This window comes from Methylobacillus methanolivorans, from assembly GCF_044751345.1.
Classification (GTDB): domain Bacteria; phylum Pseudomonadota; class Gammaproteobacteria; order Burkholderiales; family Methylophilaceae; genus Methylobacillus; species Methylobacillus methanolivorans.
In genome coordinates this window covers 1,687,273-1,706,225 of record NZ_JBIWXY010000001.1, presented here as the reverse complement: position 1 = coordinate 1,706,225, position 18,953 = coordinate 1,687,273, and the positions used below count along the sequence as shown (strand labels likewise).

Genomic DNA, 18,953 nt, shown 5'->3' with positions numbered 1-18,953 from the left:
TGATGGATGCGCTATGTTACTGCAATCCGTTTGCTACTCTGCAGATTCTCTTTGTGGCAGGTGGTGATGAGACCAAGCACCACTCCATAGGGTAGATGCTTGATCTGCATTCATGCTGAGCCTGTGCTGACGCGCTTTAGCGTTGTTTAGGGTCGTGGTAGCGTGCCAGCCAATGTGCGTAAGGCGGAGGTAGTACCCAGGCAGGGTTCTCCTGATGTAGCTCTTTGGCTGCCTGATAAGTCCAGTTTGGGTTCTCGAGATGTGCGCGGCCTATCATGGCGAGGTCGAGTTGCTCATGACGAATGGCTTGATCTGCGAGATCAGGAGCGCCAAATCCCCAGGCAGATGACACCGGGAGCTGGGTTTCGTTGCGCACTCTTTGTGCAATCGGGGCAAGGAATGCCGGGCCCCAGGGAATCTGTGCTGCGGGTGTGCTAAAGCCAATGCTCACACTGAGCATATCTAGGCCTAGCTGTTTCCAATCATTCACCAGCTGGATGGATTCACTTAATGTCTGTTCGTCTTGCCCATCATATTCCAATACACCGAATCGTGCAGTCAGTGGCAGGTGTTCTGGCCAGACATTGCGTACAGCGGCCAGGGTTTCGCGTGTGAAGCGGCCCCTGTTCTCAAGATTGCCACCATATTCATCCGTGCGCAGGTTGGAGTGGACTGAGGTGAAGCTTTGTGCCAGATAGCCATGAGCGAAGTGCAATTCCAGCCATTCGAAGCCTGCATCCAAGGCGCGGCGTGCAGCGGCGACAAAATCCTGTTGTACGCGTTGAATGTCGGCAATGGTCATGGCAGTGGGAGTGCGAGGCAGCAAGCCGCCAAATGCTAGGGCTGAAGGCGCGATAGGTTGCCAGCCGCGTGTATCGCCCTCTGGGATATGGTCATCGCCTTCCCATGGGATATTCGCACTGGCCTTGCGACCAGCATGGGCAATCTGGATGCCTGGTACCGCTCCTGATGCCTTGATGGCGGCGGCAATCGCCCGGAGTTGTTCTGCCTGCGTATCGTTCCAAATGCCAAGGCAGTGCGGGGTGATGCGGCCTTCGGGGGCAACGGCTGTGGCCTCGACGATGATCAGCCCGCTTCCACCCCGTGCTAGCGAGGTGTAATGCACTTGGTGCCAGTCATTGGCAGCGCCATCAATGGCCATGTATTGGCACATTGGTGGTATGGCGATGCGGTTCTTTAATGCAACATCTTTTAGTTGAAATGGAGAAAATAAGTTTGCCATTGTGATTCCCTCGCTACTGACGATTGGTGGATATGGTGCAAGCATTTCCCTGATCTTATTAGGGATGTTTCCATAGTTCTAATATATTCGAACTATGGAAACATATTAATGGCTATGATAAATTTTGTCCATGAGGCAAATTAAACATCCACCGATTGAACAGATAGAGCTGACCGAACTTATGTATGCGCTATCTGATCCCGCTCGTCTGGAGATCGTTGCATGTCTGGCGCAGGCTGGGCGGCAGATGACTTGTGGTGAGTTGGATATGAACCGGCCAAAATCCAGTATGTCCCATCATTTTAAAATATTGCGTGCTGCGGGTTTGGTAGAAACCATGATCGATGGCAAGGAGCATTTGAATTCGCTGCGACTTGCCGAGATCGAGCAGAAGTTTCCTGGTGTCCTGAGTGCAGTGTTGCAGTCTATCCAGCGTTAGGAAAGTCGCGAATTGAGGTGCCGCGAGTGGTGGCTGACGGCTTTATTGATACCACATCACTACAAAAAAATAGCCCGACCTGATAACAAGCCGGGCCAAGTGTGCAGAGTTTTCGAGCTTTTTTACAGTCGCCCTTGAATCATTTGCTTAGCCTACGTAGCGCTTGACCTGGAAGCCATTCTTGGGGTGTGTGACGTAAACGAAGTGCTTGCCCAGATTGCGATCTGCACGCTCAGCGGAGGTGTTGATGCGATTCATGTTGAAGCCGTACTTTGGATGAGGGCGGTTGTTGGTGATGACCGCAACATCCTTGGTGCTGGCAACAGCCTTGGTTTCGGCAATGCGCGCATCAAATGTGCTATTGAGCGGGCTGATATTGGCAGCGGCCAGTACTTGGCCATTGAGTACGGCGTTGCCATCTTGTGCTTGTGCGAACATAGCGGAAGAAGCCAACAATGCGAAGGTCAGAATTGAAATTGCCTGTTTCATGGTAAATCTCCTAAAAATCATATAATTAAAATTGATTATTGCTTTGCAGTACGGTTGATAGTTTCTATTGCCAGCCACCTCCCAACGCCCTGTATAAGTTGATCATTGCGGAAATCTGCTTCTGCTTGGTCTCGATCAGGTCCATCTTGGCTTCCAGCGCATCGCGCTGCGTGAGCAGCACTTCCATGTAGTCAGCACGTGCAGATTTAAAGAGCTGATTGGAGATTTCGATAGAGCTGGTCAGGGTGTCGACCTGGTTGTTTTTCAACTGGTAGTTCTTGTCTAGGTTGTCCAGATTCGATAACTGCGTGGCTACTTCGCCATAAGCATTGATGATGGTTTGCTCATACTCGAACGCTGCCTTGATTTGCTCGGCACTGGCGTTCTTGTAAGTGGCGATAATGGCGTTGCGGTTGATCAGTGGAGCAATCAGATCGCTACCAAACGACCCGGCAATCGACTCCGGCATATTCAGCAGGTAGCGCGGATTGAATGCCTGGAATCCTAGCCCAGCCTTGAGGGAGAAGGATGGGTAGAAATTCGCCTTGGCTACCTCGATATTGAGTTTGGCGGCCTCTAGCTCCAACTGCGCTTGACGGATGTCAGGACGGTTTTCCAGCAATTGCGAAGGTATACCTGCATCGAGCATCTTGGGCTTGATATTCATGAAGCCTGCTGAAGATCGTGCGATCGGTTGCGGTGTGCGGCCCAGCAGGAAGTTGATACGGTTTTCCGTTTCAACAATCTTTTGCTTCACCTCATAACGCTGGCTCTGGTTCTTGTTCACCTCGGCCTCGAAACGCTTCACCGCAAGCGAAGTAGTGCGGGCGTATTGCTGTAGTTCCCTCACCACATCGAGAGCGTGCTGCTGAATCTCGATGTTCTTGTCGAGGTTGTCCAGCTCGTTATCCAGCGCCAGCAGTTCGTAATAGGAGTTGGCTACTTCTGCCACTAGGTTGGTGACAAGGAAGTGCTTGCCTTCAACGGTTGCCATGTATTCCATGGTGGCGACCTTGGTGGCATTGCGTAACTTCTTCCAGACATCCAGCTCCCACGAGGCGACCAGGCCAAACTGGTAGTTACCGAAATATTTGGGGAAGTGCTTGCCTTCCTTGATATCAAGGCCTTCCTCAATGGCACCGTTGCGGGTGTAGCGTGCAGTTTTCTCGGTTTCGGCAGCCGCACCTATGCCTACCGAGGGCAGGTATTCACCTTTCCTCGCCAGGATCTCGTTCTCGGCAACGCTGATGCGCTGCATGAGAATGTTGATCTCCTTGTTGTTGGCAATGGCGGTGTCTATCAGGGTCGCCAGGTGTTGATCTTCAAAGAACTCCTTCCAGTTCACGCTGGCAGCGCTGCTGGTGCTGGCATCACTGGTGCTGTAATGCTCAGGCAGCGCGACCTGCGGCTCTTTTTTCGTGATCGTTGGGATGGCGCATGCTTGCATCATCAGCGCCAAGGCTCCCAACACGGCAAGTTGAATGGCTTTATTCTTGGTCATCATCGTTTTTGCTGTAGTGATAGATTTCAGTTAAAGGCTCGAACTCTTCGTTCCTGATCATCGACTTGCCATCGGAAAGCTTGGCAAAGATGTAGTACAGGCCAGGGATGAGAATGACGCCGAAGATGGTGCCGAATAGCATGCCGCCAAGCGCAGAGCTACCGATGGTGCGGTTGCCCACCGCGCCAGCACCGGTGGCAAGTACCAGCGGAATCAACCCGGCGATAAAGGCGAACGAGGTCATCAGGATAGGACGGAACCGTACACGTGCACTCTCAATCGCAGCATCCTTGATGGACAAGCCTTGCGCATGTTTCTGCACGGCATATTCCACAATCAGCACCGCGTTCTTCCCCAGTAGGCCGACCAGCATCACCAACCCGACCTGGGCGTAGATGTCATTGGCGAGGCCTAATCCCTTCAGCAGGAAGAAGGAGCCGAATACCCCGGCAGGCAGTGACAGCACGACAACCAGCGGCAGGATGAAGCTTTCATACTGTGCGGCCAGCACCATGTAGACGAATACCAGGACGACACCAAAGATGATCATGGCTTCGTTACCACGGTTGGCCTCGTCGAATGACAAGCCTTCCCAGCCAATGTCGTAGCCGTGTGGCAGGGTGGCCTTGGCCACTTGTTCCACGGCCTTGATGGCGTCATCCGTGGTGTAGCCTGCGGCAGGCATAGCGCGGATAGTGGCTGAGTTGTACAGGTTGTAACGCGTGATTTCGTTAGGGCCCTGCATCTTCTTCAGCTTCATGAAGGCAGAGTAGGGCACCATTTCGCCTTCCTCGTTCTTCACGAAGTAGTTGAGGATATCGGTTGGGTAACGGCGGAACTCAGGGCCAGCCTGGGTGTAGACCTTGAAGAAGTTGTTGAAGCGGATAAAGCCCTGTTCGTAGGTACTGCCGATCAGGATATCCAGGTTATCCATCGCCTTGGCGATAGACACCTTCTTCTGCATGGCGAGCTTGTTGTCGATCTGGATTTCATACTGCGGGTAATTCGCGGCATAGAAAGTGAACAGGCCGGTGAGTTCTTTACGCTTGGCCAGTGCCTTCATGAAATCCTGATTGATCTTGTCGAACTCGTGATAGTCCGTGTTATCGGTCTTGTCGAGCAGACGCAACGCCAGGCCGGATGCTGCACCATAACCAGGTACTGCCGGTGGCTCGAAGAATTCGACAACGGCACCGAAGTCCTTGGTCTTTTCTTCCAGTTCCTCGATCACGTCATGGACAGAACGTGAACGCTGTGACCAATCCTTGAGGTTGATGATACAAGTACCGGCATTGGAACCACGGCCCTCGGTCAGCACTTCATAACCAGCCAGTGAAGATACCGACTGCACGCCATCCACCTTGGAAGCAACAGCCTGCAATTGCCGTGCGATCTTGTTGGTCACCTCCAGTGTGGAGCCAGGAGGTGTCTGGATAATCGCATACACCATGCCTTGGTCTTCACCAGGGATGAAGCCGGCTGGCAGTGTCTTGTTGACCAGGAAAGTACCACCTGCAAATGCCGCCAGCAGCAGGAAGGTAACGATGCGGCGTGTCACCACGAGCTCAAGCAGCTTGGTGTAACGTCCGGTCACCTTTTCAAACAGATGGTTGAATGCATTGATGAACAGGCTGATCGGGGTCTTGCGCTTGGGTTGGCCGTGGTTGTTCTTCAACAGCATGGCGCATAGCACTGGGGTCAGTGACAAGGCCACGATGCCGGAGATGATGATGGAAGCCGCCATGGTGATGGAAAACTGACGGTAGAACACACCCACAGGCCCAGTCATGAAGGCTACGGGTACGAACACAGCGGTCATCACCAGGGTAATGGCGACAATCGCACCACCGATCTCCCCCAGCACCTGTTGGGTGGCTTTATAGGGAGTCAAATGCTCAGTTTCCATCTTGGCATGGACGGCTTCCACAACCACGATGGCGTTATCCACCACGATACCGATCGCCAGCACCAACGCAAACAGCGTGATCAGGTTGATAGAAATCCCGAACATCTGCATCACGGAGAAGGTACCGATCAACGACACTGGCACCGCCAGAATCGGGATCAGGGTGGAGCGCCAGTCACCCAGGAAGATAAATACCACCAGGGCGACCAGAACAAATGCCTCGATCAGGGTGTGAATCACCTTTTCGATAGAGGCATCGAGGAACTTGGATACATCATAGTTGACTTCATAATCCATGCCTTCGGGGAAGGATGCTTTCAGTTCCTGCATTCTTTCCTTCACATGCTCAATCACTTCCGTGGCATTACTGCCATAGTTCTGTTTGAGCACGATAGCGGCAGAGGGATAACCGTCCTTGTTCGAGTAAATGTCGTAGAACTCACTGTTCAACTCGACCTTGGCGATGTCCTTGAGATGCAGGATTTCGCCTTCGGAATTGGCGCGGATGATGATGTCTTCGTACTCTTCGGGCTTGTTGTAGCGGCCCTTGTAGATCAACACATATTCCTTTGATTGCGCGCTGATACCCGAGCTCTGGCCCAAGCGGCCTGGGCGGCCAATCACGCTCTGGCTGTTGATCGCCTCCATGACTTCTTCGGTGGAGACGTTGTAGGCCCGCATACGTTCTGGGTTGAGCCAGATACGCATGGCATATTGGCGGCTACCGAGAATCTTGGCCTGGGCAATACCGTTGACGCGCTGGATTTCAGGGATGATGTTGACGTTGGCATAGTTGAAGAGGAATTTCTCGTCAGCATGCTTATCCTTGCTGAAGAGGTTGACGTACATCAGCATGCTGGGCTGTACGCGCTCGACGACCACACCTTCCATTTGCACCAATTGCGGCAAACGGCTCATCACTTGGTCAATACGGGTCTTGACGTTGATCATGGCCTGGTTGGGGTCCACGCCCAGATCAAAAATCACCTGGATCGTGGCTTCGCCGGCGCTGGTGGCGTCGGAGACGATGTATTTCATCCCCGGCACACCGTTGATCGCGCGTTCAATCGTGATCAAGGAGGATTGCACCAGCACATCGGCACTGGCGCCAGGATAGGCCAGCGACACGATCACGCGTGGTGGCGCAATGTCAGGAAACTGTGAAGTGGGCAGGGACTTGATCGACAAGAACCCCATGAATACGATCAATAGCGATAGCACAATCGCCATGACCGGTCTTTTAATAAAGATATTCAGCATTTATCTCGTCACCTGAGTGGGTTATTCAGCGTAAAGGCTGAGGTCTGACATGGCTTTGTCAGGGGCGATGAAATCGACTGCAATCTCTTGACCGTTGTGTACCTTGCGCAGGCCTTCGACCAGGATCTTGTCGCCTTCTTCCAAGCCATCCTTCACGATGTAAAGGTGAGGCAGTTCCCCGTCGATATTGACGAGTCGTTGCTCAACCTTGTTGTCCTTGCTGATGACGTAGACATAGACCTTATCGAGAATCTCGAACGTGGCTTTCTGCGGGATCAACAAGGCATCCTTGTAGGGAATGCTCATGAGGATGTTGCCGGTCTGGCCGTGACGCAGGATCTTGTTGGGGTTGGGGAAGCTGGCGCGGAAAGCGATATTGCCTGTCTTGTTGTCGAAATCGGCCTCAATGGTCTCGATCACGCCTTCCTGATCAAATACTTCACCATTCGCCATTTTCAGTTTTACCTTTTCCCGCTCTTGCGAAGGGTTCTTCTTGCTTTGCATGTAGTCGAGATATTCGGATTCAGGTACGTTGAAATACACCCACATCTTGCTGATGTCCGAGAGCGTGGTCAGCAGATCGCCTTCGTCCAGCAGGCTGCCGTTTCTCGCCTCCAGGTGATCCATGATGCCGGTGAACGGGGCGTTGATATTGGTGAAGCCAAGATGCGTGTTTGCTACATTGACCTCGGCGTTGGCCTTGTCCAGCTTGGCTTTTGCCAACGCTAGTTCATTGGGCGAGACGATGTTCTTGTCTGCCAGGGCCTTGGTGTTGTCATACTCGATCTTGGTCATGTTGGCCTCGGCCTTGGCTTTTTGCAGATCGGCCTGGTAGAGGTTGGGCATGATCCTGAACATAGGCTGGCCCTTGCTGACCTGTTGGCCTTCATCGACAAACGTATCTTGCAGATAGCCACGTTCCAGGGCGCGGACTTCAATATGCCGGATGGCATGAATCTGTGAAACGTACTCCTTCACAATGGTGGTGTCCTTGCGTAATGGCGAGGTCACCTTGAGTTTGAGTAATTCCTGGTGTTCGTTGGTTTCAACTTGATGGCAACCGCTCAAGAGCACTGCCATGATGCCTAGGGCAACAGAGATTTTTTTGATCATAGGATTCATGCTTAGCCAATGGGTGAAAATGGAGAGCTACTTTTCTTCCGGGGCGAATATCCTGCTCAGCTTGATCAGTGCGTGCCATGTGGCGAGACTGCAGAACTTGTGCGGGATAGTCTGGGATGTGCTGGTTCAGAACACAGACAGATGACTGGCCAGGAGTCTGGCGCTGGGCGCGCGAACTCGCTTAGGAAATCACGACAAGCATGTTTCTTTAGGGCGGAGCTTTAGCGTCGGGAGGATGTTTTACAGGCTTAGGCTATACCAGGCTTGTATCCTGTTGCTGGGCTGCAAACAGCCTCCATCATCAGCAAGGGTGCTGAACAAACACGGATTAAGCCTGGGTAGGCGGGTCGCGGGGTCTTGCGTGGTTGGAGAAAAGTAGACGGTAGGCATGGTCGCTGCTGACAGGTGCCCAAGAGTAAGGCAGCGTGGTGGCCAGCAACAGTGCAGTGAAAAGCAGCCCGGTGAGGGTAAGGTCCAGCGCGGTAGGTGGCTCGCCACCTCCAGCAATCGACTCAACGACAGAAACTTGGACTGGCTCAGTATCACCAATGTACCAATTGTCGGTGGAGTGGATGAGATGGTTCGTCAATCCAATCAATGCAAAGATGACTGATACGAGGAACAGTCGCATTTGCACAGCAGAAGGATTGAGTTTATTAACCATAGTGCTCAGTTAGAGAGAGGCTTTTGTGTTTTGGTTCACTAACTAATGATGAATTCATCATTTTGTAATGTGGTGGCATCCTACGCATGGGTTGATCATTTTGCAAACAGTATTTTTTGCTTGGGCTGCAGCCCTTGTCTGATCAGGAGTCTGGGAGAAATAGGAGGGTACTGTTGCAGTGGTTGATCAGGTAAAGAATGCGTGAGTACTTTATAATCACGATCTTAATGAATTGTTGTGCAGGAGTGGTTGGATGTCGGAAGAGTTCGCAGATATGGCTATTCATCAGTTGCATTTGAGCTATAGCGGCCATCAGGATCGCATGTTGCTGAAGGTTAGCTTGGGCGAAGAGTCGGAGCTTAATGCTTGGTTGACGCGTCGTATCGTGCGCGTGTTGTGGGGCTTGTTGCAGGATAGCGAGTTATCGCCTGTACCCATGCATGACACCTTGGCTGTGACGGCTGAAGAGTTGCTGGAACATTTCAACCAGGAAGTCGTGAGTATGCCGGTCATGCAAGGCTTCAACCTTTCTGGTGCCTATCATGACCTCAAGTCGGCGCATGCCGAGCCTCCGGTACTGATTACCGAATGCAAGCTGGTGCATATGGATCATACGGAATCCATGCTGGAGCTGCATAGCCAGGCTGGCGAGACGTACAGCATTGCGCTGACTGCGGAGCTGAGTCATGCCTTGATCAGCATGCTGCAGTTGGCGACACAGGAAGCGGCATGGGATTTGGGACTGTCAACAGATCGCATCGTGCTGGCAGATGAGGCGGCACCTTACGTTCTGCATTAAAGCGCATGAGCATCAGTAATACATCGCTGTTGCAACGTAGCCTGGCATCTGTCTGGCATCCTTGCACGCAGATGAAGCAGCACGAAATGCTGCCTCTGGTGCCGATCAAGCGTGGCGAAGGTGTCTGGCTGGAAGATTTTGATGGCAAGCGCTACCTGGATGGCGTGAGCTCCTGGTGGGTCAACCTGTTTGGACACAATCACCCTCATATCAAGCAAGCCATCACTGCTCAGTTGGATCAGCTTGAGCATGTCATCCTGGCTGGTTTTACTCACGAGCCAGTGGTGCGGCTTTCTGAGCAGTTATCGATCTTGACCGGCTTGGGGCATAGTTTTTATGCCTCTGATGGTGCTTCTGCGACTGAAATCGCACTGAAGATGAGCTTTCATTACTGGCGCAATCGCGGCCCGGCTGGCAAGACCCGCTTTCTTAGTTTGCAGAATGGCTATCATGGTGAAACCCTGGGTTCCTTGTCAGTCACTGATGTTGCCTTGTTCAAGGATACCTATGCGCCCTTGTTGCGGGAATCAGTGACCTTGCCGAGCCCGGATTGGCGTCTTGCCGAGGCGGGTGAAAGTGCTGAGCAATACGCCCTGCGTTGCGCGGGCTTTGCCGAGGAATATATTGCCCAGCATCATGACGAGCTTGCCGCAGTGATCTTGGAGCCCCTGGTGCAGTGTGCAACTGGCATGGCGATGTACCATCCGGCTTACCTGCAACAATTGCGTGATATATGCGACCGTTACCAGGTGCATCTGGTTGCCGATGAAATTGCCGTGGGATTTGGACGCACTGGCACTATGTTCGCGACTGAGCAGGCGGGTATCCGGCCTGATTTTATCTGCCTTTCCAAGGGCATTACTGGCGGTTACCTGCCACTTTCTGTCGTGCAGACCACGGATGAGATATACGCCGCCTTTTATGATGACAAGGTCACGCGAGGTTTCCTGCATTCGCATAGCTACACTGGTAATGCGCTGGCGTGTAGCGCGGCCTTGGCAACGCTGGAGATTTTTGCGCAGCACGACGTGCTCAACAGCAATCGCAGCAAAACTAAATACCTCAACCATCAGCTGGCTGCCTTGGCTGATCTGCCAGTGGCGCATTTACGCAATCTCGGCATGATCTGGGCGTTTGATGTTGCCCCCAGCCAACCCGGATTTCAGCAGCACTTCTATCAAGCAGCGTTGCAGCGTGGCCTATTGTTGCGCCCGGTAGGCAATACCGTGTATTTCATGCCACCCTATGTCATCAGCGAGGCAGAGATGGACTGGATGCTGGAACAAACCCTGCACGCGCTCAAGGAAACGATATGAGGTGGTGGCTGTTCAGCTTGCTGATGGTGGCTAGCATGGTGGCTCATGCTGCCTTGCCGGAACCTGTCAGTGATTTGCTGCGTAAGAATGGCATCGCCGAAGAAAACGTGGCTGTGTATGTGCAGCGTGTCGACCAGCCTGCTCCACTGCTGGATCACCATAGCACTCGGCCAATGAAGACGGCATCCACCATGAAGCTGTTGAGCACTTATGCCGGGCTGGAGCTACTCGGGCCGGCTTATCGCTGGCGTACTGAGCTTTATCATGATGGCAGGCTGGAAAATGGCGTATTGCATGGCAACCTGATCATTCAGGGGCGCGGCGACCCCTACCTGCTGGCGGCTGATATGCGTGCCATGCTGGAAGATCTGCGGCTGGCAGGTGTTGAAGAGATTCACGGCGATATTGTGCTGGATACCAACTATTTTGCCCGGCGCTTCCACGATGCTGCTGAGTTTGACGATAAGCCACATGCGCCCTACAACGCTATCCCCAATGCTTTTGCCGTCAATATCAAGTCCACTTCTTTTTATCTTCTGGCCGAGGGCGGCAAGCTCAAGGTCGAGTCTGACCCTGAGTTGCCGGAAATCCATATCCACAACCAATTAAAGCTGGTACGTGGCGAATGTGGTGACTGGAAAAACCAGGTGCAATTTATGGTGGAGCCATCAGGCGATGAGGTGAATGTCACCTTCACGGGGGACTTTCCCCAGGCTTGCCGCAGCAAGACGCTGGAGTTGAATGTGCTGGAAGACGGCCCTTACGCGTATGCGTTATTCCGCAACCACTGGCAGTCACTCGGGGGCAAGTTCAAGGGTAAATGGCGCTATGGCGTGTTGCCGGAAGGCGCAGCACACCTGCTCACGCATGATTCGCAGCCATTGTCGGAAATCATCCGCACCATCAACAAATACAGCAACAACCTCATGGTGAGGCAATTATTCCTGACCATTGCGGCAGAGCGTGTGGCCAGCCCCGCTACCGAGGTGGATGGCATTCATGCCATTCGCGCCTGGCTTGCCAGCAAAGGGCTGCATTTCCCTGAATTGATACTGGAAAATGGTTCCGGGCTTTCGCGCAATGAACAAATCAGCGCCCAGCATATGGCTGCTTTCCTGCTGGCAGCCTATGCCAGCCCGGTGATGCCGGAATATCTCTCTGCCCTGCCGATACCCTCCGTTGATGGCACCATGGCTAACCGCCTGCGTAACAGTCAGGCCCGAGGTAGTGCACACCTGAAAACAGGGACGATCAATGGTGTCAGTGCGCTGGCAGGCTATGTTCACGATAATCGGGGGCGGCGCTGGGTGGCTGTCATCATGGTCAACGATCCCAAAGCCAGTGCTTCCCGTGCGGCACAAGATGCTCTCATCGACTGGATTTACCAACAGCCTTGATCCGCACAGGCTGGAATAATCTAGGTATGATACTGGCTTCGCGCAGCGTACAAACGCCTCTTTTTGGCTGATGCGTTGTTGTTGTAAACCCGTGATCGGAGAAATCCATGAAACCAATTGCCATGCTGGCAAGTGCATTCGTGCTGGCCATGCTCGCCATGAGTGGCTGTTCAGCCGATACCAATAGTGACAAGGAAAAAATCGTAATGAGCGACAAAATCACCGAATTGCAGAAAATCGATACCCAAGTGGGCGAAGGCCGCGAAGCAGAGGCTGGCCTGAATGTCACCGTGCACTACACAGGCTGGCTCTATGACCCCAGCAAGCCTGATGGTAAGGGTGCCAAGTTCGACAGCTCCGTTGATCGTCGTGAACCTTTCGTGTTCTATCTTGGCGGTGGCCAGGTGATTCGCGGCTGGGATGAAGGCTTTGCTGGCATGAAGGTGGGTGGCAAGCGTACCCTGGTTATTCCTCCAGAATATGGCTATGGCGCACGTGGCGCTGGTGGCGTGATTCCACCGAACGCGACACTGGTGTTTGATGTAGAGCTGCTCGGCGTTAAGTAAGCTTCCTACCTGGCGCCTGTGCGGAAAGCCAGGTGCCGGATTTATCTACCATGATGAGTGGATCAAGAGTCAAAAAATGAAAGCACGTGTTAAGTGGATTGAGAATGTCTGTTTCATGGGCGAATCCGAGACTGGTCATGCCGTTGTGCTCGATGGCGCGCCAGATGCGGGAGGCCGTAATCTCGGCATGCGTCCGATGGAAATGCTGCTAATCGGTATGGGGGCTTGTACCTCTTTTGATGTGGTCACCATCCTCAAAAAGTCGCGTCAGCCGGTGACGGATTGCGAGGCTGAGATCAGCGCTGAACGTGCCGATGAGATTCCCAAGGTCTTCACCAAGATACATGTGCATTTTGTCGTGACTGGCAAGAGTTTGAATCCAGCCCAGGTTGAGCGTGCCGTGAAGCTTTCCGCTGAGAAATATTGCTCAGCTTCCATCATGCTGGGCAAGGCTTCTGAGATTACTCACGATTTTGAAATCCGTGAGGCTGAGCTTTGAGCCGACCACAAGGCATGCAGGGTCTGCGCCATGTGGCCCTGTTTGTGCAGGATATCGAGGCCTGCCTGCATTTCTATGTCGACCTCATTGGTATGCAAGTTGAGTGGCAGCCTGACCCTGACAATTACTACCTGACTTCGGGCAATGACAACCTAGCCTTGCATCGTAGCCATGATGCGCCAGAAGGCAAGCAGCGCCTTGATCACATTGGATTCATCATCAGTGATCTTGAGTTGGTCGATGAATGGCACGCTCATTTTGTTGCCCACGGCGTCAAGATACTCATGCCGCCCAAGACCCACCGCGACGGTGCGCGTAGTTTCTACTGCGCAGACCCGGCGGGTACACATGTGCAGATTATTTATCACCCGCCGATTTCAGGCAGGCTCTAACTCGCGCTAACCCATGAAAAAAGCCCCGCATTGCGGGGCTTTTTGTTGTGATCAACCTGATGAGCTGCGTTAATATTTCCAAGTCAGGGTTGCGCTAGCATTCATAGGGGCTGAGTAGAAGCTCTGGCCAAACATCAGGCTGCTGACATACTTCTCGTTGGTCAGGTTGTAGACATTGACTGCTGCTGTCCAATGCTTATCCAGCTCGTAGTCTGCCATTACATTGATCACGGCATAGCTGTCCTGTGTGTAACGTGTGCCATTTGGATAGTTGTAATGAGTGGAGTCTTGCCAGTTGACTGATGCCCCTACCTTCAACTTCTCGATGTGAGGGACCTGATAGGTTGTGCTTAGCTTGACGAGGTGCCTTGGAGTATAAGGTTTCTGGTTTTCATCATCCTTACCCTTGACGCTCATCAGTCGGGTATAGCCACCATTCACTTTTAGGCGGTCAGTGACTTCACCGGACATGTCAAATTCATAACCCCAAGTAGTTGCATCAATCGCCCTGGAAATATAGACATTCCCAATTTGCTGGTTAGTAGATTCTGCCAGATTCTCTTGTACTGTCTTGAACAGGGCAAATGAAGTATTGAGATTAGCCAGAACATCGCTTTTGATACCTAACTCATAGTTCTTGCCTTCCAGTGGTGCCAGAGGCTGCAGATTTGCGCCTAACGCCGTTTGCGGATTGTAAATGCCTGTGTAGCTGGCATAGAGGGTGTGCTGTCCGGTCAGGTTATACACAATGCCTGCGTAAGGGGTGATCTTGTCATGTGCTTGCGCATCGTTGTTGCCACCATAGTAATCGCCTTCATACTTGTATGTCAGCATGCTGGCCCCTGTCGTGAGTTTCAAATTCTCGGTCAGGTTGAATTTGGCAGCAGCATAGTGGTTGAGGCGCTTTTGTGACCTTGAGCCAAAGTTTGACCATCCTACCCAGTTGGGTTCGGGCAGGGTGGCGATGCTATCGAAGCTATTAAGCGCGATATAGCCAGTGCCAGTACCACTGGCTCGACCATAAGCGCGAGACCAACTGGAGCCGACTACTAATTCGTGCTGGCGGCCAGCCAAGGAGAACGGGCCGGACGCATAAATATCTGCGACGTACTCTTTAAATGTGTCATGGTAATTGCCGCCATAGTATTGTAATCCAGCGCCTGTGTTAGGGTTTTCACTGCCTGTAAGATAGAACAAATGGGACTGGCCGGTTTCTGTTTTACGTGAAAACTGCGTTTTTATTTTCCAGCCATTGTTAAAGAGCTGAGTCAGCTCAGCAAAGCTGGTGTTATTAAGAGTGTTCCAGTAAGTCCAGTCCGGTGCTGGCATGGTGGAACGGCTGTAATGTCGCTTGGTGCCATCTGCATATAGCAAGGGCAGCGCCCCCCAAGTTGGAGTATTGGTGTTGTTTTGCTGATACGTATGACCAAAAGCCACAGCGGTGTTGTCGGTAATATCTGCTTCAATGACCCCATAAACTAGGTTTCGCTCTTGTCCGTAGTGGTCAAGGTAAGAATTGCGTTTTTGGTGCGCCATGATCAGGCGGCCACGTACATTGCCTGCTTCATTGAGCGGGCCGGAGATATCGGCATCTACTCGGCGCCTGTCCCATGAACCCACTGTGAGGTTGATCTTGGCCTGAAAGTCACTAGTGGGACGTTTGCGTACGAAATTGATGGTGGCGGATGGATTGCCAGTAGCTGTTAATAGACCATTGGCACCGCGCAATACCTCGATGCGGTCATAGATGATGCTATCCATGTCGCCGATCAGCAATCCAGTCTGGAAAGGAACGCCTATGCCGTCGATCTGGAAGTTTGTGATGTCCGAGCCTCTGGCAGTATAGTAAGTGCGGTCAGTCTCTGCTCGTTCCACCCGGATGCCGGTAGCGAGATCCAACACATCATTGACTGAAGACAGCTTGAAGTCATTGATCAAACTATTAGTGATGACCGAGATCGACTGTGGTGTTTCCTTTAATAGTGTGTTGAGTTTTGTCGCAGTTGTACTGGCCTTGGTGGTGTAGGACTTAGTGGTTTCGGTCACTTGAGGCTCGGAGGTGCCTTCAGCTTTTACTTGGATTTCAGGCAAAGTATCTTCAGCCAAGGCTAGGTGGGCTGTCGACAGGCAAAGTAGTGCCATTACTCCTGTACGGAGTTTAAAACGAGGTTGCATTTATTCATTTCCCTGATGAATTGAAAAGTTTTGAAATGATAATGATTGTTATTAATTGTGTGAATAATTTATTAAGAAAAATAACAACTATTTACATTATTGATTACAAGTGGATATGCGACGCTGAAATAGCGGCAATAAAAAAGCCCCGCATTGCGGGGCTTGGGATGCTGTTATGAAGAGGATTAGATAACTCTTACGCTGAGTTGTTGTTCTGTCTGGATGATCTCGAATAGGCGATCAATATTGGGATGCTTGCCTGGGTTGGCTTCGGCATCGGAAGTATGTTCTGCATAAATCTCCAGCCCATCACGGGCTGCGGCAACATTAATGCTGCCGTATTTCTTGTATAAATGATGGTAAACCTTGATTGAGCCTTGGCTACCAGGTTTGTTCTCAATCGTGGCTGCAATCGCGCCTTTGGTATCAAGCAGTTCGATTTTCTGGATATGGTCGCTGGCTTCGAGGCCAGCCAGGATGGTACTGAATGTTGTCATAGATGATAGGTCGTGGTTGTCATGATGGTGGAAAGAAGTCGCATGCCGGTCTTCACCGGGAAGGGTAGAGCAGCTGCGCCTTGTGCAATCGCCTGTTGCGCATGCCCGGCTTCATCAGCTTGCATTTGGCTGACAATGGCGCGGCTTTTCTGGTCATGCGCAGGCAATGTTTCAAGATGTCGTGCCAAATGGGCAGCCACTTGATGTTCTGTTTCAGCCACAAAGCCTAGGTTCCAGCGGTCACCGAGTGCGCCTGCGAGCAGTCCTAAGCCAAAGGAGCCACCGTAGAACAGTGGGTTGAGGAGGCTGGTATGGCTGCCTAATTCCTTGATGCGTTTCTCGCACCAGGCAAGATGTTCGGTTTCTTCCTGTGCCGCAGTACGTAATACTGCGGCTGTAGCGGGATTGCGTGCCGTAATGGCCTGCCCGTTGTACAAGGCTTGTGCACAAATCTCACCGGTATGATTGACTCGCATCAAGGCAGCAGCATGCTGCTTGTCTTGCCTCTCGGTAAGGGTTTCGGGTAGTGCTTGGCCTGGATGGGCACGCTGGCTGTTGGGTGTGGCCAACAAGGTACGCAGGCTTTTGTCGAATTCGATGATTAGTCGGTCTAGCATGGTGGGGTCGGTAGTGCGAGGTTAACAGCAAAACAGGCCGCCTAGTGGCGGCCTGGGTAAGCGCTTATTTACGTTGCAGAATTTGCAGGCCCTTGAGCAGGTTGAGTGCCTGGTTGAACTGGTAGTCTGCCTTGGAACCTGGTTCAATCGGGCCAGCTGGTGTTGCTGCCTTATCTTTTTGATCCTTGCTGTCAGGTTCTGCAGGCGTCGCTGGTTTGCTGTCTTTTTCTTCAGCAGGGGCTGGTTGCACGATAGGTGCTTCTTCCGCTTCCTTGGGGTTGCTCAAGTGACGGCTTAGGTCTGCCTCGCGCAACATGGCAGCATGTTCCTGCGAGTTCACAGTGGCTTCTTCTACCAGAATGTCAGGCACGATGCCCTTGGCCTGGATGGAGCGACCCTTTGGCGTGAAATAACGCGCTGTTGTCAGCTTGATGGCCGCGCCGTTATTCATTGGCAGGATGGTTTGCACAGAGCCTTTACCAAAGGTTTGAGTGCCCAGGATGATGGCGCGCTTGTGGTCTTGCAGGGCGCCTGCCACGATTTCGGATGCGGATGCGGAACCACCATTGACCAATACCACCAATGGCAAGGTCTTGAGGTCAGCGGGCAGGTCGCGCAGGTAGTCGGCACGTGCGCCGCCACGTACGTAGTTTTCCGGATTGGCGGTCAGGCGCATCTTGGCTTCTTCACCACGGCCTTCGGTATACACCACCAGTTCGCCCTTGGGCAGGAAGGCGGCAGAAACACCGACACCAGCATTGAGCAGGCCGCCGGGGTTATTACGCAGGTCAAGGATCAGGCCCTTGAAGGCTTCTTTGTTCTGTTCGCGCAGGGTTTTGATGGCTTTGGCCAAGTCCTCACCAGTATGCTCTTGGAACTGGGTGATGCGGATATAGGCGTAGCCAGGTTCGGATAGCTTGTACTTGACGCTCTGCGTTTTGATAATAGCGCGGGTTAATACAAAGGTCAGTGGCTTGGCCTCGCCCTTGCGTAACACGGTCAGTGTAATCTTGGTATCAGGCTTGCCGCGCATGCGCTTGACGGCATCATTCAGCGATAGGCCTTTTACTGGTGTGTCATCCAGCTTCATGATGAGGTCGCCGCTCTTGAGGCCGGCCTTGTATGCGGGGGTATCCTCAATCGGGGCAACGACCTTGACGAAACCGTCTTCCATGCCGACTTCAATACCCAGGCCGCCAAACTCGCCCTGGGTTCCAGCTTGCAAGTCTTTGAATGCATCAGCATCCAGGTAGGCTGAATGAGGGTCCAAGCCGGAAAGCATGCCGTTTATGGCCTCGGTGAGGAGTTTCTTGTCTTCTACAGGTTCTACATAGTCGCTCTTGATCTTGCCGAATACTTCGGCAAATGTGCGTAGGTCATCCAGTGGCAATTGCGGCTTGGTTTCTTTGTCCGCAATGGCGGAATAGCTCAGGCTTAGCATGACACCAAGCAACGGGCCTACGACAATCAAGCCGATCTTTTTAAGTTTACGCATGTAAAACAATTCCTCGATGGAAAAACCAGAATGGTTGAATACTAACGATTATATTGTGAAGACGGGGAGCGACGAGCCCATTTTCCGATATTTATCTTGTCATTGCAAAGCGATGCAGAGTATCGCACAGTCATTTTTTGCTTTTCAATCACTTGAACGCTAAATTTCTTTAATTTTACATATGGAGTCATGCGCCGATGAGCTTGTCCAAGTTACCCGAAGTAGAAATCGAATATTGCACGCAGTGCCGTTGGTTGTTACGTGCTGCCTGGATGGCACAGGAACTGCTGACAACCTTCGATACAGACCTTGGGCGCGTCAGTCTGGTTCCTGGGACAGGTGGGATTTTTGAAGTGAGGCTGAATGGTGAACTGTTATTCTCACGCAAGGAACAGGAGCGCTTTCCGGAATCCAAGGAGTTGAAGCAATTGATCCGGGATCGTATCGACCCAGAGCGTGACCTGGGACATAGTGATCGCAAATGAATGACTCAGAATAATGATATTTGACGAGGGTAAAATAATATCCGACTAAAATAGTTGGAAATAACGCTTTAAATGTAAATTGTTCTCATTT

The 18,953-nt window shown here is 52.2% G+C and carries 18 protein-coding genes; 8 read left to right on the top strand and 10 right to left on the bottom strand.

The annotated features are described in order from the left end of the window. Nucleotides 1–136: 136 nt before the first annotated feature. Complete coding sequence (locus ACIKP9_RS07990) at nt 137–1,243, bottom strand: NADH:flavin oxidoreductase/NADH oxidase (protein WP_400881291.1); 1,107 nt, start codon at nt 1,241–1,243, stop codon at nt 137–139. A 130-nt stretch (nt 1,244–1,373) separates the two neighbouring features. On the opposite strand from ACIKP9_RS07990, the gene ACIKP9_RS07985 reads away from it, so the two are divergent. Continuing rightward, nucleotides 1,374–1,682 (top strand): ArsR/SmtB family transcription factor, encoded by a 309-nt coding sequence (locus ACIKP9_RS07985; protein WP_400881289.1) that lies wholly within the window; start codon nt 1,374–1,376, stop codon nt 1,680–1,682. A 147-nt stretch (nt 1,683–1,829) separates the two neighbouring features. On the opposite strand, the gene ACIKP9_RS07980 is transcribed toward ACIKP9_RS07985, so the two are convergent. The 5 genes from ACIKP9_RS07980 to ACIKP9_RS07960 form a co-directional block, all read right to left on the bottom strand. After that, on the bottom strand, nt 1,830–2,171 hold the full coding sequence (locus ACIKP9_RS07980; RefSeq protein ID WP_400881287.1) for a hypothetical protein: 342 nt from the start codon (nt 2,169–2,171) through the stop codon (nt 1,830–1,832). 64 nt (nt 2,172–2,235) lie between these two features. Then, a complete protein-coding gene (locus ACIKP9_RS07975) occupies nt 2,236–3,675 on the bottom strand; it encodes a TolC family protein (protein ID WP_400881285.1) in 1,440 nt (479 codons plus the stop codon). After that, nucleotides 3,659–6,838: an efflux RND transporter permease subunit gene (locus tag ACIKP9_RS07970; RefSeq protein ID WP_400881283.1), complete on the bottom strand. Its 3,180-nt coding sequence runs from the start codon at nt 6,836–6,838 to the stop codon at nt 3,659–3,661. The genes ACIKP9_RS07975 and ACIKP9_RS07970 overlap by 17 nt, the downstream gene beginning before the upstream one ends. A 21-nt stretch (nt 6,839–6,859) precedes the next feature. Beyond that, nucleotides 6,860–7,951, bottom strand: coding sequence for an efflux RND transporter periplasmic adaptor subunit (locus ACIKP9_RS07965; protein WP_400881281.1), 1,092 nt, complete (start codon nt 7,949–7,951; stop codon nt 6,860–6,862). A gap of 337 nt (nt 7,952–8,288) precedes the next feature. Beyond that, nucleotides 8,289–8,624: a hypothetical protein gene (locus tag ACIKP9_RS07960; RefSeq protein WP_400881280.1), complete on the bottom strand. Its 336-nt coding sequence runs from the start codon at nt 8,622–8,624 to the stop codon at nt 8,289–8,291. A 253-nt stretch (nt 8,625–8,877) separates the two neighbouring features. Here ACIKP9_RS07960 and ACIKP9_RS07955 point away from each other — a divergent pair, with 253 nt between their 5' ends. From ACIKP9_RS07955 to ACIKP9_RS07930, 6 genes are all read left to right on the top strand, one after another. Then, nucleotides 8,878–9,423 carry a hypothetical protein gene (locus tag ACIKP9_RS07955; RefSeq protein WP_400881278.1) on the top strand — a complete coding sequence of 182 codons (546 nt, stop codon included), beginning with the start codon at nt 8,878–8,880 and terminating at the stop codon, nt 9,421–9,423. 5 nt (nt 9,424–9,428) lie between these two features. Then, the gene (locus tag ACIKP9_RS07950) at nt 9,429–10,739 is read left to right on the top strand and encodes an adenosylmethionine--8-amino-7-oxononanoate transaminase (protein ID WP_400881276.1); all 1,311 of its coding nucleotides are present in this window, start codon (nt 9,429–9,431) and stop codon (nt 10,737–10,739) included. Beyond that, nucleotides 10,736–12,136, top strand: a complete 1,401-nt coding sequence (gene dacB, locus ACIKP9_RS07945; protein WP_400881274.1) for a D-alanyl-D-alanine carboxypeptidase/D-alanyl-D-alanine endopeptidase — start codon at nt 10,736–10,738, stop codon at nt 12,134–12,136. The genes ACIKP9_RS07950 and dacB overlap by 4 nt, the downstream gene beginning before the upstream one ends. A 107-nt stretch (nt 12,137–12,243) precedes the next feature. Then, nucleotides 12,244–12,702, top strand: a complete 459-nt coding sequence (locus tag ACIKP9_RS07940) for an FKBP-type peptidyl-prolyl cis-trans isomerase (protein WP_230346530.1) — start codon at nt 12,244–12,246, stop codon at nt 12,700–12,702. Nucleotides 12,703–12,778: 76 nt separating this feature from the next. After that, nucleotides 12,779–13,201 carry an OsmC family protein gene (locus tag ACIKP9_RS07935; RefSeq protein WP_400881272.1) on the top strand — a complete coding sequence of 141 codons (423 nt, stop codon included), beginning with the start codon at nt 12,779–12,781 and terminating at the stop codon, nt 13,199–13,201. A gap of 14 nt (nt 13,202–13,215) precedes the next feature. Next, nucleotides 13,216–13,593, top strand: coding sequence for a VOC family protein (locus ACIKP9_RS07930; protein WP_400881910.1), 378 nt, complete (start codon nt 13,216–13,218; stop codon nt 13,591–13,593). A 69-nt stretch (nt 13,594–13,662) separates the two neighbouring features. On the opposite strand, the gene ACIKP9_RS07925 is transcribed toward ACIKP9_RS07930, so the two are convergent. The 4 genes from ACIKP9_RS07925 to ACIKP9_RS07910 form a co-directional block, all read right to left on the bottom strand. After that, entirely contained in the window at nt 13,663–15,768 is a 2,106-nt protein-coding gene (locus tag ACIKP9_RS07925; RefSeq protein WP_400881270.1) for a TonB-dependent siderophore receptor, read from the bottom strand. Between the two features lie 185 nt (nt 15,769–15,953). After that, nucleotides 15,954–16,265, bottom strand: a complete 312-nt coding sequence (locus tag ACIKP9_RS07920; protein WP_400881268.1) for a DUF2322 family protein — start codon at nt 16,263–16,265, stop codon at nt 15,954–15,956. Beyond that, a complete protein-coding gene (gene coq7 / locus ACIKP9_RS07915) occupies nt 16,262–16,882 on the bottom strand; it encodes a 2-polyprenyl-3-methyl-6-methoxy-1,4-benzoquinone monooxygenase (RefSeq protein ID WP_400881266.1) in 621 nt (206 codons plus the stop codon). Before coq7 ends, ACIKP9_RS07920 begins: the two co-directional genes overlap by 4 nt. A gap of 64 nt (nt 16,883–16,946) precedes the next feature. After that, nucleotides 16,947–18,377, bottom strand: coding sequence for a S41 family peptidase (locus ACIKP9_RS07910; protein WP_400881264.1), 1,431 nt, complete (start codon nt 18,375–18,377; stop codon nt 16,947–16,949). A gap of 197 nt (nt 18,378–18,574) precedes the next feature. Here ACIKP9_RS07910 and ACIKP9_RS07905 point away from each other — a divergent pair, with 197 nt between their 5' ends. Next, nucleotides 18,575–18,862 carry a SelT/SelW/SelH family protein gene (locus ACIKP9_RS07905; RefSeq protein ID WP_400881262.1) on the top strand — a complete coding sequence of 96 codons (288 nt, stop codon included), beginning with the start codon at nt 18,575–18,577 and terminating at the stop codon, nt 18,860–18,862. Nucleotides 18,863–18,953: the final 91 nt, after the last annotated feature.